Origin of the sequence: Thiohalocapsa marina, from assembly GCF_008632335.1 — a bacterium.
Lineage (GTDB): Bacteria > Pseudomonadota > Gammaproteobacteria > Chromatiales > Chromatiaceae > Thiohalocapsa > Thiohalocapsa marina.
The window spans coordinates 23,068-45,752 of the sequence record NZ_VWXX01000018.1 but is presented as its reverse complement, the minus strand read 5'-3'; the positions used below and the strand labels follow the sequence as shown (position 1 = coordinate 45,752).

General features: G+C 66.9%; 19 protein-coding genes, 1 other RNA gene and 2 pseudogenes. 9 read left to right on the top strand and 13 right to left on the bottom strand.

The window, feature by feature from the left end:
* Window positions 1-2 precede the first annotated feature (2 nt).
* Window positions 3-2,597: a DNA gyrase subunit A gene (gene gyrA / locus F2Q65_RS12005; protein ID WP_150093657.1), complete on the bottom strand. Its 2,595-nt coding sequence runs from the start codon at window positions 2,595-2,597 to the stop codon at window positions 3-5.
* 120 nt (window positions 2,598-2,717) lie between these two features.
* The gene (locus tag F2Q65_RS12000) at window positions 2,718-3,044 is read right to left on the bottom strand and encodes a hypothetical protein (RefSeq protein ID WP_150093656.1); all 327 of its coding nucleotides are present in this window, start codon (window positions 3,042-3,044) and stop codon (window positions 2,718-2,720) included.
* 525 nt (window positions 3,045-3,569) lie between these two features.
* Between F2Q65_RS12000 and dapC the strand changes: the two genes are divergently transcribed.
* The 4 genes and pseudogenes from dapC to dapE all read left to right on the top strand — a co-directional run bounded on the left by dapC (window position 3,570) and on the right by dapE (window position 7,194).
* Complete coding sequence (gene dapC, locus F2Q65_RS11995; RefSeq protein WP_150093655.1) at window positions 3,570-4,784, top strand: succinyldiaminopimelate transaminase; 1,215 nt, start codon at window positions 3,570-3,572, stop codon at window positions 4,782-4,784.
* Window positions 4,785-4,847: 63 nt separating this feature from the next.
* Window positions 4,848-5,669: a 2,3,4,5-tetrahydropyridine-2,6-dicarboxylate N-succinyltransferase gene (gene dapD / locus F2Q65_RS11990; protein ID WP_150093654.1), complete on the top strand. Its 822-nt coding sequence runs from the start codon at window positions 4,848-4,850 to the stop codon at window positions 5,667-5,669.
* Window positions 5,617-5,997, top strand: a pseudogene (locus tag F2Q65_RS19480) (ArsC family reductase); the annotation flags it as partial. The gene dapD and the pseudogene F2Q65_RS19480, both read left to right, overlap by 53 nt.
* A gap of 69 nt (window positions 5,998-6,066) precedes the next feature.
* Window positions 6,067-7,194: a succinyl-diaminopimelate desuccinylase gene (dapE, locus tag F2Q65_RS11985; protein WP_170265672.1), complete on the top strand. Its 1,128-nt coding sequence runs from the start codon at window positions 6,067-6,069 to the stop codon at window positions 7,192-7,194.
* Between the two features lie 19 nt (window positions 7,195-7,213).
* On the opposite strand, the gene minE is transcribed toward dapE, so the two are convergent.
* From minE to ffs, 8 genes are all read right to left on the bottom strand, one after another.
* Entirely contained in the window at window positions 7,214-7,483 is a 270-nt protein-coding gene (gene minE / locus F2Q65_RS11980; protein ID WP_150093652.1) for a cell division topological specificity factor MinE, read from the bottom strand.
* Window positions 7,484-7,487: 4 nt separating this feature from the next.
* Window positions 7,488-8,297, bottom strand: a complete 810-nt coding sequence (gene minD / locus F2Q65_RS11975) for a septum site-determining protein MinD (RefSeq protein WP_150093651.1) — start codon at window positions 8,295-8,297, stop codon at window positions 7,488-7,490.
* Between the two features lie 114 nt (window positions 8,298-8,411).
* Complete coding sequence (gene minC, locus F2Q65_RS11970; protein WP_150093650.1) at window positions 8,412-9,251, bottom strand: septum site-determining protein MinC; 840 nt, start codon at window positions 9,249-9,251, stop codon at window positions 8,412-8,414.
* A 137-nt stretch (window positions 9,252-9,388) separates the two neighbouring features.
* Window positions 9,389-9,733, bottom strand: coding sequence for a histidine triad nucleotide-binding protein (locus F2Q65_RS11965; RefSeq protein ID WP_150093649.1), 345 nt, complete (start codon window positions 9,731-9,733; stop codon window positions 9,389-9,391).
* A 61-nt stretch (window positions 9,734-9,794) separates the two neighbouring features.
* Window positions 9,795-10,391, bottom strand: coding sequence for a recombination mediator RecR (gene recR / locus F2Q65_RS11960; RefSeq protein WP_150093648.1), 597 nt, complete (start codon window positions 10,389-10,391; stop codon window positions 9,795-9,797).
* Window positions 10,392-10,408: 17 nt separating this feature from the next.
* Window positions 10,409-10,732 (bottom strand): YbaB/EbfC family nucleoid-associated protein, encoded by a 324-nt coding sequence (locus F2Q65_RS11955; RefSeq protein ID WP_150093647.1) that lies wholly within the window; start codon window positions 10,730-10,732, stop codon window positions 10,409-10,411.
* A gap of 78 nt (window positions 10,733-10,810) precedes the next feature.
* A complete protein-coding gene (gene dnaX, locus F2Q65_RS11950; protein WP_150093646.1) occupies window positions 10,811-12,760 on the bottom strand; it encodes a DNA polymerase III subunit gamma/tau in 1,950 nt (649 codons plus the stop codon).
* Between the two features lie 113 nt (window positions 12,761-12,873).
* Window positions 12,874-12,970, bottom strand: an RNA gene (gene ffs, locus F2Q65_RS11945) — signal recognition particle sRNA small type.
* Between the two features lie 189 nt (window positions 12,971-13,159).
* On the opposite strand from ffs, the gene F2Q65_RS11940 reads away from it, so the two are divergent.
* The 5 genes from F2Q65_RS11940 to F2Q65_RS11920 all read left to right on the top strand — a co-directional run bounded on the left by F2Q65_RS11940 (window position 13,160) and on the right by F2Q65_RS11920 (window position 17,980).
* Window positions 13,160-14,572 (top strand): DUF1015 domain-containing protein, encoded by a 1,413-nt coding sequence (locus F2Q65_RS11940; protein ID WP_150093645.1) that lies wholly within the window; start codon window positions 13,160-13,162, stop codon window positions 14,570-14,572.
* Window positions 14,573-14,680: 108 nt separating this feature from the next.
* Complete coding sequence (locus tag F2Q65_RS19975; RefSeq protein WP_246156181.1) at window positions 14,681-14,755, top strand: hypothetical protein; 75 nt, start codon at window positions 14,681-14,683, stop codon at window positions 14,753-14,755.
* Window positions 14,756-14,759: 4 nt separating this feature from the next.
* The gene (locus tag F2Q65_RS11930; RefSeq protein ID WP_342782239.1) at window positions 14,760-15,494 is read left to right on the top strand and encodes an SOUL family heme-binding protein; all 735 of its coding nucleotides are present in this window, start codon (window positions 14,760-14,762) and stop codon (window positions 15,492-15,494) included.
* Between the two features lie 100 nt (window positions 15,495-15,594).
* Window positions 15,595-17,232 carry a BCCT family transporter gene (locus F2Q65_RS11925; RefSeq protein WP_150093644.1) on the top strand — a complete coding sequence of 546 codons (1,638 nt, stop codon included), beginning with the start codon at window positions 15,595-15,597 and terminating at the stop codon, window positions 17,230-17,232.
* Window positions 17,233-17,296: 64 nt separating this feature from the next.
* Entirely contained in the window at window positions 17,297-17,980 is a 684-nt protein-coding gene (locus F2Q65_RS11920; RefSeq protein WP_170265668.1) for a S1 family peptidase, read from the top strand.
* 399 nt (window positions 17,981-18,379) lie between these two features.
* On the opposite strand, the pseudogene F2Q65_RS11915 reads toward F2Q65_RS11920, so the two are convergent.
* The 3 genes and pseudogenes from F2Q65_RS11915 to F2Q65_RS11905 form a co-directional block, all read right to left on the bottom strand.
* Window positions 18,380-18,868 (bottom strand): annotated as a pseudogene (locus F2Q65_RS11915) (REP-associated tyrosine transposase); the annotation flags it as partial.
* 490 nt (window positions 18,869-19,358) lie between these two features.
* Entirely contained in the window at window positions 19,359-21,311 is a 1,953-nt protein-coding gene (locus tag F2Q65_RS11910) for an amidohydrolase family protein (RefSeq protein ID WP_150093642.1), read from the bottom strand.
* Between the two features lie 138 nt (window positions 21,312-21,449).
* Window positions 21,450-22,607, bottom strand: coding sequence for an MFS transporter (locus F2Q65_RS11905; RefSeq protein ID WP_150093641.1), 1,158 nt, complete (start codon window positions 22,605-22,607; stop codon window positions 21,450-21,452).
* Window positions 22,608-22,685: the final 78 nt, after the last annotated feature.

Below are 22,685 nucleotides of genomic sequence, written 5' to 3'. Positions count from 1 at the left end.
CTCTACTCCGTCTCGGTCGGTGGTGGTCGGTGGTCGTCTGGGGCGGCCTCTTCGCCCTCCAGCGCAATGATACGCTCGATGCCCGCCAGCCGCTGCCCCTCGCCCAGGTTGATCAGGCGCACCCCCTGGGTGTTGCGGCTCAGCACCGAGATGTCGTCGACGCCGGTGCGCACCAGCGTGCCGGCCTCGGTGATCAGCATGATCTCGTCGCCCGGGCGCACCAGCACGGCGCCCACCTGCTCGCCATTGCGCTCGTTGATGCGCATGGAGATCAGGCCCTTGGTGCCGCGGCCCTTGGTCGGGAACTCCTCCACCCGGGTACGCTTGCCGTAGCCGTTGGCGCCCACGGTCAGCACGGTGCCGGGCTCGGCCACCAGCAGCGAGATCACGCGCTGCCCCTCGTCCAGCGACACCCCGCGCACGCCGTGGGCAGTGCGGCCCATGGCGCGCACGGTGTCCTCGTTGAAGCGCACCGCCTTGCCGGCGGAGGTGAACAACATCATGTCCTGACGGCCATCGGTGACCGCCACGCCGATCAGGTATTCGTCCGGGTGCAGAGCGATGGCGATGAGGCCACGCGTCAGCGGTCGCGAGAACTCCGACAGCGGCGTCTTCTTGACCGTGCCCTTGCTGGTGGCCATGAACACGAAGCTGCCTTCCTGGTATTCCGGCACCGGCAGCGTGGCATTGATGCGCTCGCCGGGCTCCAGCGGCAGCAGATTGACGATGGGCCGGCCGCGGGCGTTGTAGCCCGCCTGGGGCAGCTCGTAGACCTTGAGCCAGTAGACCTTGCCGTGGCTGGAGAAGCAGAGCACGGTGTCGTGGGAGTTGGCGACGAACAGCCGGTCGATGAAGTCCTCGTCGCGGGTGCTGGCGGCGCTGCGACCCTTGCCGCCCCGGCGCTGGGCCTGATACTCGGACAACGGCTGGGCCTTGACATAACCGGCATGGGACAGCGTCACCACCACGTCCTCGGGGGCGATCAGGTCCAGCAGGGTCAGATCCGCCTGGTCGTGGGTGATCTCGGTGCGGCGGGCGTCGGCGTACTGCTCGCGGATGGCCACCAGTTCCTCGCGGATCACCTGCATCAGCCGGTCCGGGTTGCGCAGGATCTCCAGCAGCGCCGCGATGCGCTCCAGGATCGCCTCGAACTCCTTCAGGATCTTGTCCTGCTCCAGGCCGGTCAGGCGCTGCAGCTGCAGGTCCAGGATGGCCCGTGCCTGGCGCTCGCTGAGCCGGTAGCGGCCGGCGTCGGCACCGTCGGCGATCAGTCCGAAGCCCGCCGCCAGATCATCCGGGCGGGTCTCATCGGCGCCGGCGCGCTGCAGCATGCCGGCCACCGCCCCCGCCGCCCAGGTGCGGCCCATCAGCGCCTCGCGGGCGTCCGCCGGGCTGGCGGAGGCCTTGATCAGCGCGATCACCTCGTCGATGTTCGCCAGTGCGACGGTGTAGCCCTCCAGCAGATGGGCCCGGTCACGCGCCTTGCGCAGCTCGTAGACGGTGCGCCGGGTAACCACGTCGCGGCGGTGGCGCAGGAAGTATTCCAGCAGCTGCTTCAGGTTCAGCAGCCGCGGCTGGCCGTCCACCAGCGCCACCATGTTGATGCCGAACACCGTCTGCATCTGGGTGTGCTGGAACAGGTTGTTCAGCACCACGTCCGGGTAGTGGTCGCGCTTGACCTCGATGACCATGCGCATGCCGTCCTTGTCGGACTCGTCGCGCAGCTCGGCGATGCCCTCCAGCTTCTTTTCCTTGACCAGCTCGGCCATCTTCTCCAGCAGCCGCGCCTTGTTCACCTGGTAGGGCAGCTCGGTGACGATGATGGACTCGCGCCCGCTGCGCTTGTTGGTCTCGGTGTGGGTGCGGGCGCGCAGCCGGATGCGGCCGCGGCCGGTGCGGTAGGCCTCGCGGATACCGCGCACGCCGTTGATGATGGCGGCGGTGGGGAAGTCCGGCCCCGGCACCAGCTCCATCAGGCGCTCAAGCTCGGTCATCGGGTCGTCGATCACCGCCAGGCAGGCGTCGATGACCTCGCCCAGGTTGTGCGGCGGGATGTTGGTGGCCATGCCCACGGCGATACCGGCGCTGCCGTTGACCAGCAGATTCGGGAACCGCGCCGGCAGCACCGTGGGCTCGTGTTCGGACTCGTCGTAGTTGGGGACGAAGTCCACCGTCTCCTTGTCCAGGTCGTCGAGCAGGCTGTGGGCAATGCGCGCCATGCGCACCTCGGTGTAGCGCATGGCCGCTGGCGAATCGCCGTCCACCGAGCCGAAGTTGCCCTGCCCGTCCACCAGCATGTAACGCATGGAGAACGGCTGCGCCATGCGCACGATGGTGTCGTACACCGCCGTGTCGCCGTGCGGGTGGTACTTACCGATCACGTCACCCACCACGCGGGCCGACTTCTTGTAGGGCTTGTTCCAGTCGTTGCCCAGCTCGTTCATGGCGAACAGCACGCGCCGATGCACCGGCTTCAGGCCGTCGCGCACGTCCGGCAGCGCCCGCCCCACGATCACGCTCATGGCGTAGTCGAGATACGACTGGCGCATCTCGTCTTCGAGATTGACGGGCAGAACCTCTTTAGCGAAATCGGCCATGGATGTGACGGTGTCCGTGAAGCAGTTCGACAAGCCCGCCGCCGGCAGCCCCGTTGGGCGCTACGCCGGGCCTCCGGGGCAGGGCTGGCAAAAGACGGCAAGTATAACACGCGCACTTATTCACCAGCAGTCCCGCCCACCGCGCCGCCAGAGCTGCTCCGCCAGCAGCAGCCAGAGACCGACGACAGCAACAGTCATCAGGGTCATCAGCGGCAGGGAGCTGACACGCACGGAACGCGGCATCAGGTCATCCAGGGTCAGCGCCAGCACCGCGAGGACCAGGGCGGCAGCCAGCCGGCTGGCAGCGGAAGCCTCCGCATTGAGCAGACGCTCGCGCATCAGCACCAGCGTGGCCGGCAACAACAGCACCAGATGGTGGGTCCAGCTCGCCGGCGAGATCAGGAACACCGCAGCACTGAGCAACGACAGCTCGAGATCATGATCCACTGCGCCCCGGGCGTACCGCCAGCTGCCCCCCAGTGCGTTCCCGGGTTCGTTACCGCGTTCAACACCCGGTGTATGTACCTGAGCGCCTCCCGCATCGCCGCCAACAACCCCAGGCCACCCGCGCCGCATGGGCCACCAGCCGGCACCCTCCACTCGGCTCCCGCACCCATCCCCCGGCCGCGCCAGGCGAATGCCACCAGCAGAAGCCAGTGCAGGGCCGGCGGGTTGGGTGACGTCGGTCGGGGGTCTTGATCGCATGGATGCGATCATGAAGCCTCCAGGGACGGATCCACGGCGCCCCCCGAACCGCCGTCACCCAACCCGCCGGCCCGACAGCCACCAAAGCCACCAAAGCCACCAAAGCTACCAAAGCCGACCCGGCCAACAGTCCCGATTTGGCCGACCGCGCCGATTCCCCTATACTGCAGCCCTCATCCGCCGCGGCCCGACGTCGATCGCCAGTTCGGTAACCGGCTCGATATCAGGCTCCCGATCCGGCGTGGTCCGTCGCAGCCTGGTCCGTCCATGAACCCCAACCTCGATCGCCTCCAGCCCTACCCCTTCGAAAAGCTCGCCGCGCTGAAACAAGGCGTCGAACCACCGCGCGACCTGCCGCACATCGCCCTGTCCATCGGCGAACCCAAGCACCCGACACCCGCCATCATCGGCGAGGCACTGCTGAGCCACCTGCACCAGCTGGCGGTGTACCCAAGCACCCGCGGCATCGATGCCCTGCGCGAGACCATCGCCGCCTGGCTCGTGCGCCGTTTCGCCCTGCCAGCCTCCAGCCTGGACCCGCAACGGCACATCCTGCCGGTCAACGGCACCCGCGAAGCGCTGTTCGCCTTCGCCCAGGCCGTGGTGGATCCGGCCGATGACCCGCTGGTGCTGATGCCGAATCCGTTCTACCAGATCTACGAAGGCGCCGCGCTGCTGGCCGGCGCACAGCCGCACTACCTGCCCTGCACCGCCGAGCAGGGCTTCGTACCGGATTTCGACGCCGTGGATGCCGCCACCTGGCGGCGCTGCCAGCTGCTGTACCTGTGCTCGCCGGGCAACCCCACCGGCGCGCTCATCGACCGCGCGGCCATGACCCGGCTGATGGCGCTGGCCGACGAACACGACTTCATCATAGCCGCCGACGAATGCTACTCCGAGATCTACCTCGACGAGTCTGCACCGCCGGTCGGCCTGCTGCAGGCGGCCGCCGAGGCGGGCCGGGACGACTTCCGCCGCTGCGTGGTGTTCCATAGCCTGTCGAAACGCTCCAACGCCCCAGGCCTGCGCTCCGGCTTCGTCGCCGGCGACGCAGACATCATCCGGCGCTTCTTCGCCTACCGCACCTACCACGGCTGCGCCATGCCGTTGCAGCACCAGCACGCCAGCATCGCCGCCTGGCAGGACGAGGCCCATGTGGCGGAAAACCGCCGCCGCTATCGCGCCAAGTTCGACGCCGTGCTCGAGATCCTGCACGGCGTGCTCGAGGTGCAGCGCCCGGCCGCCAGCTTCTACCTCTGGCCAGGCACACCGATGGCCGATACCGACTTCGCGCGGGAACTGTACCGCCGGCAGAACGTGACCGTGCTGCCCGGCAGCTTCCTGTCGCGCCCGGTCAGCGGCGGCGCTGCAGGCCTGCACACCGACCCCGGCGCCAATCACCTCCGCCTGGCGCTGGTGGCGCCGCTGGAGGACTGCATCGACGCCGCCCAACGCATTCGCACCTTCTGCGCCGGCCTGTGACCAACCGGCCCGCGCACGAGACACCATCCAATCGCATTCGCAGACACGAGGAACCCCGACGCCATGTCCGAACAGCAAGCCATCATCGAAGAGGCCTTCGAGCGCCGCGCCGACATCACCCCGCGCACGGTAGAAACCCTGGTGCGCGACGCCGTGCTCGACACCATCGACCGCCTGGACCGCGGCGAACTGCGGGTGGCGGAGAAACGCGACGGCGACTGGGTGGTCAACGACTGGGTCAAGAAGGCCGTGCTGCTGTCGTTCCGCATCGAGGACAACAGCTTCATCAAGGGCGGCTTCACCAATTACTACGACAAGGTGGCCTCCAAATACGCCGACACCAACTCGCGCGAGTTCCGCGAGGGCGGCGTGCGTGTGGTGCCGCCGGCCACTGCGCGACGCGGCGCCTACATCGCCCCCAGCTGCGTGCTGATGCCGTCCTACGTCAACATCGGCGCCTATGTGGACTCCGGCACCATGGTCGACACCTGGGCCACGGTCGGATCCTGCGCCCAGATCGGCAAGAACGTGCATCTGTCCGGCGGCGTCGGCATCGGCGGCGTGCTGGAGCCGGTGCAGGCGGCGCCGACCATCATTGAAGACAACTGCTTCATCGGCGCGCGCTCCGAGGTGGTCGAAGGCGTCATCGTCGGCGAGGGCGCAGTGCTCTCCATGGGTGTCTACATCGGCCAGAGTACCAAGATCTTCAACCGCGAGACCGGCGAGATCCTCTATGGCCGAGTCCCGGCCGGCGCCGTGGTGGTGCCCGGCAGCCTGCCCTCCAAGGACGGCAGCCACAGCCTCTACTGTGCGGTCATCATCAAACAGGTGGATGCCAAGACCCGCGGCAAGGTCGGCATCAACGAGCTGCTGCGCGACATCTGAACGCATGCATACCCTGTTCGGCATCCCCAACTGCGACACCATGAAAAAGGCCCGCCGCTGGCTCGACCAGCGGGGCATCGCCTATCGCTTCCACGACTACAAGCGGGCGGGCCTGGACGAGGCCACCCTGCGCGGCTGGGTGGCCGAACTCGGCTGGGAGGCGTTGCTCAACCGACGCGGGCAGATGTGGCGCAAGCTCGACCCCGAGGTGCGCGAGGCCATGGACGAGGAGACCGCCATCCGGGTCATGCTGGAGACGCCGTCCATCATCCGCCGTCCGCTCCTCGACACCGGCAGCACGCGCCATGTGGGCTTCTCCGAAGATACCTACAGCGCCCTGCTGGGTGCGGACGCCGCTGCGTCATCCGATGCCCCGTCGGCTGCATCGCACACGGCCGTGTCCGACACCGTTGCGCTGGCAAAGGCGCTGGTCAGCCGGCCGTCAGTGACGCCGGAGGACGCCGGCTGCCAGGCGTTGCTGTCCGAGCGGCTATCGGCGCTGGGCTTCCGGCTGGAGCCCATGCGCTTCGGTGAAGTCGACAACCTGTGGGCCAGACGCGGCGAGGACGGCCCGCTGTTCTGCTTCGCCGGACACACCGACGTGGTGCCGCCAGGTGCGCTGGAGGAATGGACCAGCGATCCGTTCGACCCGCAGATTCGCGACGGCCTGCTGTACGGCCGCGGCGCCTGCGACATGAAGGGCTCGCTGGCGGCGATGATCACCGCCACGGAGGCCTTCGTGGCCGCCCACCCGAAGCACCGCGGCTCCATTGCCTTCCTGCTCACCAGCGACGAGGAAGGACCCGCCAAAGACGGCACCGTGCGGGTGGTCGAGACCCTGTCAGCCCGGGGCGAGCAGATCGACTACGCCCTTGTGGGCGAGCCGTCCAGCCACAGCCGGCTCGGCGACACCGTGAAGAACGGCCGGCGCGGCAGTCTGAACGCGACCCTGCGCATTCGCGGCAAGCAGGGGCACGTGGCCTACCCGCACCTGGCCGACAACCCGATCCACCGCGCGGCCCCGGCGTTGCATGCACTGGCGACGGAGGTCTGGGACCGGGGCAACGACCACTTTCCGCCGACCAGCTTCCAGATCTCAAACCTGACAGCGGGCACCGGTGCCGACAATGTCATTCCGGGCGAACTGCGGGTGGTGTTCAACTTCCGCTTTTCCACCGAGCTGTCGCCGGAGCAGATCCAGCAGCGGGCGGAGGCGATCCTGGATGCCCACGGCCTGGACTACGAGATCACCTGGCGGCTGTCCGGGCGACCCTTCCTCACGCCCACTGGCGCGCTGCTGGACGCCGCCCGCGCCGCCATCCGCGAGACCACCGGCCATGACACCACAGCCTCCACTGCCGGCGGCACCTCGGACGGCCGCTTCATCGCCCCCACCGGGGCGCAGGTGCTGGAGCTGGGCCCGATCAACGCCACCATCCACAAGGTGGACGAGTGCGTGGGCTGCGCAGAGCTGGACGACCTGTCGCGCATCTACACCGGCATCCTGACCCGGCTGCTGACCTGATGGTCGCCTGCCGGGGCGGCTAGGCCGGACCGGCGCTGTCGGGCAGGACGATGTTCAGTTCCAGCACCTCCTGGTCGCCCTCCTGCTCGTAGTTGACCGAGACCGCGTCCATATCCACCTGGACGTACTTGCGGATCACGTCCAGGATCTCCTGCTTGAGTTTCGGCAGATAGGACGGCCGGTCCCGGGCTGCGCGGTCGTGCGCCACCAGGATCTGCAACCGCTCCTTTGCGACCGACGCGGAGCCCTTGCCGCGCCTTGAACTGCGAAAGTAGTCGATCAGCCCCACGAAATCACCCCCCGAACAGTCGGTTGAACAGTCCCTTTTTTTCCGGCTCCAGGAAGCGCATCGGCAATTCCTCGCCCAGATAGCGCGACACCATGTCGTCGTAGGCCTGCCCGGCGTCGGTGTTCTTGTCCAGGATCACCGGATTGCCCGCATTGGAGGCATTCAGCACCGCCTGTGAATCCGGGATGACGCCGAGCAGCTTCAGCGACAGGATCTCCTGCACATCGTCCACGCTCAGCATCTCGCCGCGGGCGACGCGTTCGGGCGCGTAGCGCGTCAGCAACAGATGCTCGCGGATCGGCTCCTCGTTCTGCTCGGCGCGACGCGACTTGCTGGACAGGATCCCCAGCATGCGGTCGGAGTCCCGCACCGACGACACCTCGGGGTTGGTCACCACCACCGCGTCATCGGCATAGTACATGGCCATGGTCGCGCCATGCTCGATACCGGCGGGGGAGTCGCAGACGATGTAGTCGTGTCCCTTGCTCAGTTCCTCCAGCACCTTGCCTACGCCTTCGGTGCTCAGTGCGTCCTTGTCCCGGGTCTGGGAGGCTGGCAACACGAACAGGCCGTCGCAACGCTTGTCGCGGATCAGGGCCTGGTTCAGGTTGGCCTCGCCGTTGATCACGTTGACAAAATCGTAGACCACCCGCCGCTCGCAGCCCATGATCAGGTCCAGATTGCGCAGGCCAACGTCGAAGTCAATGACGACGGTGCGATGCCCGCGCTGGGCCAGGCCCATGGCCATCGCGGCCGCCGTGGTAGTTTTGCCCACGCCCCCCTTGCCCGAGGTGATGACGATGATTCTGGCCAAGTTGTCTCTCCCAAAGCCATTCGCTTGAGTTGGTCGATTGAGTAGTTGGCGGCACGGCCGAGCACCGCGTCGCTGTGGTGCGCCCTGCCGACGGGCGGCTTTGGCGCGCGGTAGTTACATCGGCTCGATGCGCAGCACTTCGTGGTCCAGGAAGACCTGCACCCGCCGCCCTTTCAGCTCCGGCGGAATGTTCTCGCTGACCCGGTAATGTCCGGCGACGGAGACCAGTTCTGCCTGCAGGTCCTGACAGAAGATCCGGGCCTGGGTATCACCCTTGAGCCCGGCGATGACGCGCCCCCGCAGCGGCGCGTAGATATGGATGTTGCCGTCGGCCATCAGCTCGGCGCCGGAACTCACCGGCGCGACGATGGTCAGGTCGCCGCCGGCGGCATAGACCCGCTGTCCGGAGCGGATGGGGTGATCGATCAGCAGCGAGCCTCGGGATGGCGACGCCTCCGCCGGACCCGAATCACCCGTGGCCGCCTTCGCCCTGGCCGCATCAGCCATGCCGCCCGCAATCGCCGGACCCGCCGACGGCGGCGGCACATCATGCATGGCAGCCTCAGCAGCGTCGCTGCGCCGTCGCGATCCATGGTCCTCGCTCAGAACGGCAAGTTCCATGGCCTGGGCCGCTTCGTTCTGGCCGCTGCTGCCGCCACGCACCCCCACCGGAATCATACCCAGCCCACGCAACAGGCCCACCAGTTGCGGAAAGCCCACATCGTCATCCACACCGGCCAGGGCCGCCAGATCGATCACCACCGGGGTGTTGCGAAAGAACCCCGGCGCCTGCTCGACCTTTGGCTGCAACTGCGCCTCCACCGCCTCCATGTCCAGGTCCAGCAACCGGATCACCGGCAGGGTGAAGGCTGCGGCCTTGAGCTCGAAGGCCGGGGCCGGGTCTGCGGTGCCGGCCAACCCCGGGCCGGCGCTGAGTGATGGTGGAACGGGCATGACGGAGGCCTGTCAGAAAGTCGAAAGAGCGCCGGCAAGGATTGCGGGCAAGCGGCGCATGCTAACCGTAAACGCCGGATGCGAAAAGTCCCGATAGCCCGCCAGCGGCGCACAAGGGCCCCCGGGGGGATGCTGTCTCAGCCCGGCGGCCACTGCATCGGGCGTCCGCCGAGCAGGTGCACATGCAGGTGGTAGACGGTCTGCCCTGCCCCCGCGTTGCAGTTGATCACCGTGCGATAGCCGGCGGCGGCAATGCCCTCCTGTTCGGCGATCCGGGCCGCGGCCAGGAACATCCGCCCGATCAGGGCCGCATCCGCCTCCTCGACGTGATTCAGCGTCGGGATCGGCTTTCGCGGGATGATCAGGATGTGCGTCGGCGCCTGGGGGCTGAGGTCACGAAAGGCAACCAGATCGTCGTCCTGGTAGACGATGTCCGCTGGGACCTCGCCGCTGGCGATCTTGCCGAAAATGGTATCGGACATGGGGTTTGGACTCCGGGTCTTGGGCTAGCAGTCAAAGGAGCAACAGCATCGGCGCTGATGGTCACAGGTGTGTGCGCCCGGCGAAGGCGTGCGCCAGGGTGCCGCCATCCACCAGTTCCAGTTCACCGCCCAGAGGCACGCCGTGGGCGATCCGCGTGATCCGCACCGGGCTGCCCTCGGCAATGCCGGTGATATAGTGCGCCGTGGCGCTGCCCTCCACCGTGGGGCTGATCGCCAGAATCGCCTCGCTGACACCGCCCTCGTGCAGGCGGTGGCGCAGCAGGTCCAGATGCAGTTCCTCCGGGCCGATGCCGTCCAGCGGCGACAGTCGACCGCCGAGCACAAAGTAGAGACCGCGGTAGTCCGTGGCCTGTTCGATGGCGGCGATGTCTGAGGGCTGTTCCACCACGCACAGCAGGCTGGCATCACGTTTGGGACTGGCACAGGTGGCACAAAGCGCATGCTCGCTGAGGGTGCGGCATTGTCGGCAGCGGCCGATGCGCTCCATCGCCTCGGCCATGACACGGGCCAGGTGGCGGCCCGCGTCACGGTCACGCTGCAGCAGATGGAAGGCCATCCGCTGGGCGGATTTCGGACCGACGCCCGGCAGGCAGCGCAGCGCCGCGACGAGTTCGTTGAGCAGGCCCGGATTGGACACGCGACACCCGTGCGGGATCAGAAGGGCAGCTTCATGCCCGGCGGCAGCGGCAAGCCGGCCGTCAGGTCAGCCATGCTTTCCTTGGTGCGATCGCCGACCCGACGCACGGCGTCGTTGATGGCGGCCACCACCAGGTCCTCCAGCATGTCCTTGTCGTCCGTCAGCAGCGACGGATCGATCTCCACGCGTCTGGCCTCGTGCCGGCAGGTCATGGTCACCCGCACCATGCCGCCACCGGACTCGCCGGTGACCTCTTCCTTGCCCAGGCGCTCCTGCGCCTCCTTGAGTTCTTCCTGCATCTTCTGCGCCTGCTTCAGCATGCCGCCCAACGCACCTTTCATCGGATCTACCTCACTGTTCGCCGTTGTCTGCCGATTGATGATCGCCGTGGCCGGACGCTCCGGTCAGGGCCTGTCCTGTTAGCCGTCGCCCGCCGCGCGCAGGGTGCCGGGGATCCAGCGTGCGTCGAACAGCCCCATCAGCAGGGCCGCCGGTCCGTCCTGGTGCAGCAGTGCCTCGGCCTGCGCCTGGCGCTCGGCAGCGTCCCTGGCCCGCCGCAGCGCCGGCGTCTCGCCGATTGCCTGAGCCGGCCCGTTTCCGGTCGCATCGCCGGGCACGGCCCCGGCCGATTCGTCTGACGCCCCAACGAGCGCACCCTTGGATGCTCCCCCGGGTGCGCCACTGGAAGTTCCCGCCGATGCGCCGCTGGATGCTCCCCCGGGCGCACCGGTGGACGCTCCGCCGGACGTGCGTCCGGCCGCCGGGCCATGCCCTTTGCCGGGGGCGCCCCTGGCCGCCGCCGGCTGCTCGATCAGCAGTTCGACAGCACCGCCCAGCGCCGCGGCCAGGCCGTCGCGCAGGCGCTGCTCGGCCCCGGCATTGCGCAGATTGGCCGCGCCTTCGTCCAGGGCAAGTCGCAGTCGGTGACCATCCCAGGCGACCAGGGCGCAATGTTCTGCCAGTTGCCGCGCCAGGCCGCCCACGTCCAGCGCGGCGACCAGGGCGTGCCAGTCCTCGGCGCTCGCCAGCCGAGCCGGACGGGCTGTGGCAGGAACCGAGGGTTCGGGCGCCGCTGCCGGGGTTTCTGCCACCGCGTCGAGCCGGAGCGATGCTGCAGACACCGCATGGGGATCTGCCGGAGCCGCGCTCCTTTTCGCGGACGACGGGCCGCCGGCATCGCCGGTCGACCCGGGTTTCCGGGGCTGCGGCGAGGGCGTCGGCCGCCCCGATCCGCCAGCGTCCCCGGAACCGCCAGAACCGGCAGATGGGCCACCGCCGGCGGGGTCTGCCGGCCGGAAGGCCAGCGCCCGCAACAGCACCATTTCCAGCCCCGTGCGCGGCTCTGGTGCCAGCGGCAAATCCTGGCGACCCGTCAGCAAGATCTGATAATAGAGCTGGACGTCTTCCGCCGGCAGACGCTGCGCCAGCACCGCCAGCCGGTCGTGGTCCGGGTCATCCGCGGCCAGGGTCCGGGGCACCTGCTGGGCCAGCGCAAGCCGGTGCAGCAGGTCGATCAGGTCAGACAGCACGCCGGCGAAATCCGGCGTCAGCTCGGCGATGCGCCCGACCTCCGCCAGCACCCGCGCGCCGTCACCATCGGCCAGTGCGTCCACCAGATTCAGGGCCAGATCGCCGCTGCGGGTGCCGAGCATCGCACGGGTGTCGTCCGCCCCCACGCGGCCGCCGCCGAAGGCGATCGCCTGGTCCAGCAGGCTCAGGCCGTCGCGCATGCTGCCGTCCGCCGCCCGGGCCAGCAGGGCCAGCGCGGCGTCATCGAACTGGATGGCCTCCGCGGACAGGACCTGGCGGAAGCGCTCCGCGATCTGCTCAGGCAACAGACGCTTGAGATTGAACTGCAGGCAGCGCGACAGCACCGTTGCCGGCAGCTTCTGCGGATCCGTGGTGGCCAGCACGAACTTGACGTGCTCCGGCGGCTCTTCCAGCGTCTTGAGCAGCGCGTTGAAGCTGCTGCCGGAGAACATGTGCACCTCGTCGATCAGGTACACCTTGCTGCGGCCCCGCACCGGCGCGAAGGGCACATTGTCGAGCAGCTCGCGGGTCTGGTCCACCTTGGTCCGGGAGGCCGCGTCCACCTCGATCAGGTCGACGTAGCGTCCCTGATCGATCTCGCGGCAGGTAGCGCAGACGCCGCAGGGCGTGGGTCCTACCCCCTGCTCGCAATTGAGCGCCTTGGCCAGGATGCGCGCCAGCGTGGTCTTGCCGACCCCGCGCGTACCGGTGAACAGGTAGGCGTGATGCACCTGCCCCCGCTCCAGGGCGTTGACCAGCGCACGGACCACATGCTCCTGCCCGACCAGGTCAGCGAAGGTGCGTGGCCGCCATTTCCGCGCCAGGACCTGATAGGTCATGGTCGGGCGTGACGTGCGTTGGGCAGGAGGGTCGACATGCGCGCAAGTTTACCGCAGGCCGCGGCTGTCTGTCGGGCCGAGGGAAGGCCGATGACCGGAATATGGGCGGCGAACCCTGCCAGCCACATCTCGGCACACACGACCACCGCTGCGGCTGCTCCCTTCCGGGCCTGACCGGGTTCACGGCTTTGTGTTGCGAGGGGACCGGCAGGGCCCACCATAACGTGTTATCGCCGGTTCAAGGCGGTGGTCGGACCTGAGTGCTCAGACCTGAGGTGCCGTGCCGTGCGACATAGGCAGGCGAAGATACCAGAGGCTGTTCAGGGACACAACCGTGGAATCCGCCCGGCAGCCGATCGCGTATACTGCTTAGCCGAGCCACCGGCATCCATCCACGGCATGACACATCCGCGTTCTCTATCGCCCCCCCTGATCGCCCCGTTTTGCGGCCTGCGCCCGACGCCCGACATTGCCGGCGCGGTGATCGCGCCACACTATGATGTGATGGATACGGTCGAGGCCCGTGCCTTCGCGAAAGAGCGCCCCTGGAGCTTTCTGCACCTGTCCCGGGCCGGGATCGATCTGCCCGCCGGCACCAATCCGCACGCAGCCCAGGCCTACGCCCAGGCGGCCGCGCAGTTCCTGCACATGCGTGCGGTCGGCGTACTGCGGGCCGACCCCGCCCCCTGCTACTACGTCTATCGGGCAACGCGGGGCGCGCAGGTGCAGACGGGGTTGGTGCTGGCCGCCTCGGTGGAGGCGTATCAAGAGGGACGCATCCGCCGCCATGAACTCACGCTGGCGGCCAAGGAAGACGACCGCGTGCGCCAGATCGAGGCACTCGATGCCCAGACTGCCCCGGCCTTCCTGCTGCATCGGCGCAGCCCCGCCATCGACGACCTGCTGGCCCAGATCACTGAACACCCGCCCGCGCTGCAGGCCGAAGCGCCCGATGCGGTTCGGGATCCGAAAAGAGACCAGCACGGCGACCGCGTGCAACACCAGCTCTGGGTGGTCGACCAGCCGGAGCAGATCGCGCAACTGACGGCCGCCTTCGAGGCCCAGCCCCGGCTCTACATCGCCGACGGCCACCATCGCACCGCGGCAGCAGCCCGCATTGCTGACGGTCGCGCTCAAGCGGCATTGGGCAACCGCAGCGCCCATGGACACTGGAAGCGCTTCCTGGCAGTGAGTTTTCCCGCGGATGCGCTGCAGATCCTGGCGGTGCATCGACTGGTGCGAGACCTGAACGGCCTAAACCCCACGACCTTTCTGCGCCGCATCGCCGAGCGCTTCGACGTGACGCCGAGCGAGACCGCGGTCTTGCCCGAGGCACCGGGCCTGTTCGGCCTGTATCTGGATCAGCGCTGGTATCGCCTGCGACTGCACGCGGGCCGCATCCCGCACCGGGGCTCCCAGGCCGACCCGGTGGCACGGCTCGATGTCCGCCTGCTGCAGGACCAGCTGCTGCAACCGGTGCTGGGCATCGAAGACCCGCGGCAGGATCCCCGGCTCGATTTCGTCGGCGGCATCCGCGGGCTCGAAGGGCTGATCCGGCCCGTGGACCAGGGCCGCATGCGGGCCGCCTTCGCGCTCCATCCGGCCAGCCTGGAAGACCTGATGGCGGTTGCCGACGCCGGCCTGACCATGCCCCCGAAATGCACCTGGTTCGAAACCAAGCTGGTGGACGGCCTGGTCAGCCTGCCCCTTGACCTGGCCATCACCCGGGACATGCCTGACGCCGACACCTGGCATGCCCCCTCGCCGGCGCGGCACCCCATGGACGCAATATCCATGTCCGGTCCCGCATGAACCTGTCTCTGTATATGGTGATGCTGGCCATCAGCCTGACCGCCGTCGCCATGATGGCCGCGGCGGGGGATACTGGAGGCCGGTCGCGAGCGCTTCGATCTGTTCGGCATGCTGGTCATCGCCCTCAGCGCCGCCCTCGGCGGCACCCTGCGCGACCTGCTGCTAGATAGAGTGACCCATTAGGAAAATGCTGATCAACATCCTGCCGGCACTGCTTGTCCTTGTTCTCTGCGGACTCCCGGGCACGACCATGGCTACCGAAGAACCCGTCTACACCGTCCTGCGCACGACTCCGGAATTCGAATTGCGCCGCTATCCGCCCCTGCGCCTTGCCGAGGTGGAGGTCCGCGGCGGCTTCGACTCGGTCGGCGGCGAGGCCTTTCGCCTCTTGGCCGGCTATATCTTCGGCGACAATCAGGGCAACACCAGGATCGACATGACCGCGCCTGTGACCCAACGGCCGGGATCAGCACCCAGCATTGGTGAGCGCATCGCCATGACCGCCCCGGTGACCCAGCGCCCGGCCACTCGGGAACCGGATCGGGACCCGGCTCGTGATCAGCCTGCGGATGGCGAACAGGCGACGGCTGCGGATCAGGCGGATGAGGCCTATGTGGTCAGTTTCATCATGCCCGCCGAGTACGACACTCTGGCCAGCCTGCCGCGGCCCAACAACCCCAGAGTGACCCTGCGCGAGGCACCCGCCCGCGTCATGGCGGTGCGCCGCTACAGCGGCGGCTGGCGCGAGGACCGTTACCAAGAACAGGAGGCAAACCTGCTCGCCGCGGTACAGGCAGCGGGCCTGACCACACGCGGCCCGCCGGTCTACGCCCGCTACAACTCCCCCTTCTCCCTGCCCGTCTTCCGCCGCAACGAGGTCATGATCGAGGTCGCGTCCGAGCCTGCGTCCGACGGAGAGTAAAAGACTGCGCCCGCGCTTCGGGGTCCGGGTTTCTGTCCGCAAGCCCCCTGGGTTACCATGAGGTCAGACCGACGTTTCAGAGACCAGCCAGGGGGTGCCCATGCAGGACAACAACGACCAGCTCGCCGAGCAACCGGGATGGCTCCGGCTCGATGTCCATCCCTGGGTGTTCTTCATCTCGGCAGGGATCATCGTTCTCTTTGTCGTGCTCACCATCTTCTTCGAGAACCGCGTCGATAACCTGTTCACGCTGGTACAGACCAGGGTCTCGACCTATGCCGGCTGGTTCTTCGTCGGCACCATGAACGTCATCCTCATCTACGTGATCTCGCTGCTACTCGGACGCTTCGGCGACATCCGCCTCGGCGGTGAGGGCGCCAAGCCGGAGTTTTCCACCCTGGGCTGGTTCGCGATGCTGTTCAGCGCCGGCATGGGCATCGGTCTGCTGTTCTACGGGGTTGCAGAGCCGATGTTCCACTACGTGGCCTCGCCGCTCGCCGAGCCCGGCACCCCGGAGGCGGCCCGGGTGGCGATGGATCTGACCTTCCTGCACTGGGGGCTGCATCCCTGGGCCATCTACGCGCTGGTCGGCCTGTCGCTGGGCTTCTTCGCCTTCAATAAGGGGTTGCCGCTGTCGATCCGCTCGGTGTTCTATCCGCTGCTGGGCGAGCGTATCTACGGCCCGATCGGCAATGTCATCGACATCATGGCCACGGTCGCGACCATGTTCGGCGTCGCCACCTCACTCGGCCTGGGCGTGCAGCAGGTCAACGCCGGACTCAGCCATCTGCTGGACTTCATCCCGCAGAACGCCGTGGTCCAGCTCGGCCTGATCGCCGCCATCACTGCGCTTGCAACCTGGTCGGTGGTACGCGGCCTGGATGCCGGCATCAAGCGGCTCAGTCAGCTGAACGTGATCATCGCTGCGGCCCTGATGTTCTTCGTGCTGTTGCTCGGCCCCAGCCTGTTCATCCTGAATGCCTTCATCGAGAACATCGGTATCTACCTGCAGCATCTGCCGTCGCTGAGCACCTGGAACGAGACCTATGACGACGCCGACTGGCAGAACGGCTGGACCGTGTTCTACTGGGGCTGGTGGATCGCCTGGTCGCCGTTCGTCGGCATGTTCATCGCCCGCGTCTCCTACGGGCGCACCATTCGCGAGTTCGTCAAGGGCGTGCTGCTGGTGCCGACGCTGATCACCTTCATGTGGATGACCACCTTCGGCGACACCGCCCTGCACATCGAGATGCTGGGCGACGGCGGCCTGGCCAAGGCGGTGCAGGAGAACATCCCGGTCTCGCTGTTCGTGATGCTGGAGAGCCTGCCGTGGAGCGCGGTCACCTCGGTGATTGCCATCGTCGTCATCGTGACCTTCTTCGTCACCTCCTCGGACTCGGGCTCGCTGGTCATCGACATCATCACCGCCGGCGGTAACACGGAGCCGCCGGTGATCCAGCGGGTGTTCTGGGCCGTCACCGAGGGCGCCGTCGCCGCGGCGCTGCTGCTGGGCGGCGGCCTGGTGGCGCTGCAGACCGCGGCCATCTCCACCGGACTGCCATTCGCCATCATCCTGCTGGGCATGTGCTGGTCGCTGCACCTGGGGCTGGTGCACTACAAGACCGGTCAGGGTTTCGAACTCAGCCTGCAGGACTACGAGGGCCCCGAGTTCCGCACCCATGCCACCCGCAAGATGCCGACCTTCGGCCGGCGTCAGTTCTGGATGCGCGGGCGCTGACGCCGCCCGTGATGATCGCTTTGTCCGCGCCGATCAGGGCGCTCGCTTGACAGGAGGACACACCATGTTGCAAGGCACCAGTCAGAAATTCCGCGGTGGCTGCCTGATGCTGGTCCGCGATAACGCGGGTGCGGTGGACTTCCTTGGCACGGCCTTCGTGGTGCATCCGCAGGGCTACCTGCTCACCGCCGCGCACCTGGTCGCCAATCCGGACGGCCTGCGCGTGGTTCCAACCTCGAGCGGCGGTGAATTCCAGCCAATCAGCTTCGATCGCGTGGCGGCGATGGCGGTGACTGTGGCACAGCGCGACACCGCGCACGACGTCGCGCTGCTGAAGATCGATCAGGATCTGGAAATCAGCGTGCCGGATGACTTCCTCGGCAGCGGCGAGAACGTGCTGCCGGGCGCAACGGTGGTGAGCCTGGGCTATTCCTTTGGCCATGATCAGATCCACACCCCACTGACGGTGGGCGGCTTCGCATCGGCCAAGATCCGTTCCTACAACGACACCCGCCTGATCCTGTTCGACAACATGGTGCAGAACGGCGACATCGGCGGGCCCTTGATCCATGTCGCCGACGGCCATGTGGTGGGCATCATCAGCGGCCGCTTCGAGCCCGCCGACGTGGTGCGCGACAGCGCCGAATGGGAACGCCGTCCGGCCCGCGAAACCAACATCTCGTTCGCGGTCGACATCGACTACGGCACCGCGCTGATGCAGGCCGAAGGGCTTTTCGAGCACGGCTAGCAAGACCAACGGATACGGGCACGCCCCTGTATACTTCGCTTGCTGTCTGCGGATATTTTCCAGCCACATAAAGTGGCTTCATACCGCAGCCCGCTATCTTCCCGACCGTGCGGCCCTTCGCCGCACGACACATCCAGGCGGGCCTGTACCTGTGTCCATGAACAGCATCCATACGATGATCCCGTAGAACATGCTGATGATTGGCGTTGTGGGGGATGTCCTCATTCAAGGAAAGTCGCCAAGATCCCGATGCCCGTGGGTTGTTGGGGTTCCTTCGTCACCCCAACCTACGCGGGTTGGCACATGCAGCACCGTAGGTTGGGGTGAGGCACGAACCCCAACATTATGTGCACGACCACACGGCTCCTCCCCGAAATCGCCCACCGCATCTTCCCGCACACCCCAATCTTTCGTCACATCTCCGCGCCGCAGATCACGATGAAATGTCGAATAAGGCCAATCGACAGCGCGATTCACATAGCCATGCTTGACGGGGTTGTAGTGGATGTAATCGACATGCCCAGCGAGATCGCGCTCGTCGCGAATCAGATGTTCCCAGAAGCGCCGCTGCCAGATACCGCGTTCGCCCTTCCGCGCGCGGCTGGAGCGGATGCGCTCCTCCTTCGGGATGCGCCGTGAGAACCCCGCCTTGATCAGTCCCCACCGCGTCGCGTAATCGGCATCGCCCCCCGGCAAGGTCCAGACGGCATGCAGATGATCTGGCAACACCACCCAGGCGACGATCATAAACGGATGCGCACGCCGAACATCCCGCACCACCGCGCGAAGGTCCGCGATCCGGTGGACCAGCAAATGCGCCGAGCGGTCCGCCAGGTTGACCGTGAAGAAATAGCTGGCGCCTGGAATAACGGCACGACGATAGCGCATTAGCGTGGTAGCCCAGACCGGTCGGTATTCATTGCCATTGGACCGATCACGCCGCACCATGCCGATCGACGTAGGTTGGGGTGAGGCACGAACCCCAACGTGTGCGATGATCGTGCCGGCTTGTTTAACATTGGGTTGCTCACCACATGACCGAACGCGTCTTTCATTGAATGCCCGTGGTTTGTTGGGGTTCCTTCGTCACCCCAACCTACAGGGCGACGCGACCACAAACAGCGAGCATTGATCGCCATCCGAGCGGTCGCGCCCCACCCCGTACCGCAGCATGCCGATCGACGTAGGTTGGGGTGAGGAACGAACCCCAACGTGTGCGATGATCGTGCCGGCTTGTTTAACATTGGGCTGCTCACCACATGACCGAACGCGTCTTTCATTGAATGCCCGTGGTTTGTTGGGGTTCCTTCGTCACCCCAACCTACGCGGGCTGCCGGTCAGGCTCCGGACCGGCAGCCCGACCCGAGCGCCAAGTCCCTCAGCCCTGCGCCGAATACACCACCCTGCCCTCCTTCAGGGTCTGCACGACCTTGAGGTCCCGGATGGTCATGGGATCCACCGTCATGGGGTCACCGGACAGCAGCACCATGTCTGCCAGCTTGCCGACCTCCAGCGTGCCCTTGCGGTCTTCCTGAAAGTTCTGCCAGGCGGCATCCGCGGTGATGGCGCGGAAGGCCTCGAAGGGCGTCAGCTTCTGCTCCGGACCCAGCTCCTTGCCGCTGGTGGTCACCCGGTTGATGGCCGACCAGGCGACGTTGAGCATGCTGATGCCGGCCACCGGGGCATCGTGATGCAGACTGATCTTGAGCTTGCGATCCAGGGCCGAGCGGGCGGGGTCGATCCGGCTGGCGCGTGCCGGCCCGAGGAACTGGTCGCGATGGCGATCTCCCCAGAAATAGACGTGGATCGGGAAGAACGAGGGGGTCATCCCCTGGCGGGCGAGGGTATCGAGCTGATCGTCGCGCATGGTCTGGGCATGGATCACGGTAGAGCGCAGATCCGGCCGCGGCTTGTCCTTGCGCACCGTCTCCACCGCCTTGAGCAGCATGTCCGTGGCCGCGTCCCCGTTGGTATGGGCCTGGAACTGGATGCCGCTCGCATCGCAGCGACTGATCCAGGAGACCAGCTGCTCCTGGGTCATGTTGGCGTAGCCACGAAAGTCTTGCCCGGTGGTCGTCGGGGACTGGCTGCCGCCGGTCTGGGTCTCCTGGTTGTCGGCGCTGATGAACAGCCGCTCCGCCGGACCCGTGTTGCACTTGTCGGTCATCGGCGCGGTGTCACCAGGCTGCACATAGTAGGGCTCGCTGAGGTACGCGGTGTAGCCCTGGATCGAGCCATCCACGACGAACTTGATCCCGCCCAGGCGCAGACGTCCATGGCTCATGCCCGGGTTGGCGGCGATGCGTGAAAAGGTATCGTCGTCGACCGCCTCGTACAGCGGCCAGGTGATCACGTCGATGGGCATCAGGCCCTGCTCGTCCATGTGCGACAGCAGGTTCCAGGTGCCCTGGAAGGTGGCGCAGTCCTGCGCGGTGGTGATGCCGGCCTCGGCATAACGCTCCAGCCCCTGGGTGATCAGCGTCATGGCCTGCTCCGGCGTGGGCATGGGCAGGTGGCGGCCGGCCAGCATCATGGCGTTCTCTTCCAGCACGCCGTTGGGCGTCTGGCTGCCGGGCTCGCGCTGGATCACGCCGCCCTTGGGATCCGGCGTGTCCGCCGTGATGTCGCAGGCCTCCATCATCCGGCTGTTGCCGGTCATCAGATGGCAGGAGATGTGCACCAGCAGGATGGGATGGTCGGTGGAGACCGCGTCCAGGTCCTCGCGGGTGGGATGGCGCTTCTCCTCGATGCCGGTGTCATCGTAGCCCCAGCCAATGACCCATTGTCCGGGTTTGAGATCCTTCTCCTTGATCCAGTCGCGCAGGATGCGCTGGATGTCGGCGATGGACCCGGCCTCGCCGATGGGCTTGGGATCGAGGTTGGCGGTGGAAAATTTCACCGACTGCAATGCCACATGGGAATGCGGGTCGAAGAAGCCGGGCATCAGGGTCTTGCCGGCGAGGTCGATCATCCGGGTGTCGTCACCGCGGGTGGCCATGACCTCCTGCAGGCTCCCGGTGGCCAGGATGCGCCCGCCGGCCACGGCCAGCGCCTCCGGCTGATCGTCCTCGCTGACCATGGTGCGGATGGGGCCGCCGAAATAGATGGTCTCGGCCCGGGTGCCCTCGAGCAGTGGCGTCTCCGCCGCCGCGGCCAGGCCGCCGAAGGCCATCAGCCCGCCCAGGGCACCGAGCCCCTTGATGAACCCCCGACGGCTCAGCTCCAGTCCGGCACTTTCGATCATGTCGACGAACAGCGCCGGCGTGCAGTCACAGCCCTCCGAATGGGAATGGTCACAGTGGGTGTCGTGGGCGTGATGGTGCTTGGCCATGGTATCGATGTCTCAGGGTGGCAGGAGATGGGTTAGCGCTGACTCCGTTGCGCGCGACGTCCTGTTTTTTTGAATCCAAGGCTTCCACATGTGTGAGTACATTGCAACTCACGACATCGATCCCTGGATATAAGCGGCCTATGGGTCCGCATCAGGCGCCTCGCCATGGCGCAGCATCAGGCTCAACCCGATCAGGCCCAACACCAGCAGCACCAGGAAGGCGATGAATATGCCCCAGCCAAAGCCCTGGTACAGGAACCCCGGCAGGAAGGACCCCAGCGCGCCGCCGGCATAATAGGAAGACACGTAGAGGCCGTTGACCAGGCCCTTGCGATCCCGCTCCAGGTGGTTGAGAAAGGCCGAGAGCACGCTGTGCAGCGTGAACATGCCGGCGGCGAACACCAACATCGACAGGTAGGCGTACTGGTTGCCCGGCAGGGCGAAGGCGGCGGTGCCGAGCAGATAGACCAAACTTCCGGCGACCAGGGTACGGCGCTCACCGCCGAACAGCCGGATCAGGCGTAGCGAGAACAACGCGACCACCACGCCGATCAGATAGCCGGTATAGACCAGCGCGATGGCGCTCTGGGAGATCTCCGGGTCGTTGTCGCGCATGTGAAACGGCAGGAAATTGAGCACGGCCGCAAACACGAAGAACAGCAGAAAGGCGCTGAGCAGCCCTTCGGCATAGACCGGCCGGCGCGCCAGCTGGCGGATCTCTGCAAAACGAACCCGGCCGAGGCGCAATCGGCTGTCGGAGGCCAGGCGCGTGGTCAGTACCGTTGCCAACAGGGCGGCGCCCGCCCAGAACAGGAAGGCCGCCTGCCAGTCGAACAGGTCGGTCATCACCCCGCTGAGCGCGCGCCCGCTGAAACCGCCGGCGATGGTCGCGGCGATGTAGATGGTGATGTTGCGGCGGGTCCTTTGCGGGCCGCCGGCGGACGAGCTGTAGGTCATCAAGGCGGTGAGAATGGCCGGCAGCACCATCCCTTCGAAGGTGCGCAGGGCAAAGAACAGCGGGTAATCCGGCCCGAGGCTCAGGGTGAACTGCGCCAGCGTCAGCACGCTGAAGCCGAGGATCAGCATGTGCTTGCTGGAGACGTGTTCCAGCACATAGCCGTAGACCAGCGGCCCCAGCGCCAGGGGGACCAGCGTCGTGGTGGTCAGCAGCGCCGTCTCGCCCAGGGGCCGGCCCCACTCCTCGGCCAGGAGCGGCAGCAGAGGCTGCGGGGCATAGAGCACGGCGACCGCAACCAGGGTGCAGTAGATGACGATGGCAAGGTTGCGAACGCCCATGGCACATCCAAGGCAGGGAAAAACCCTGCAGTATATGGCCTGGTCGTTACCGCCGTCTCCCGGGAAGGCGTGGCGCAG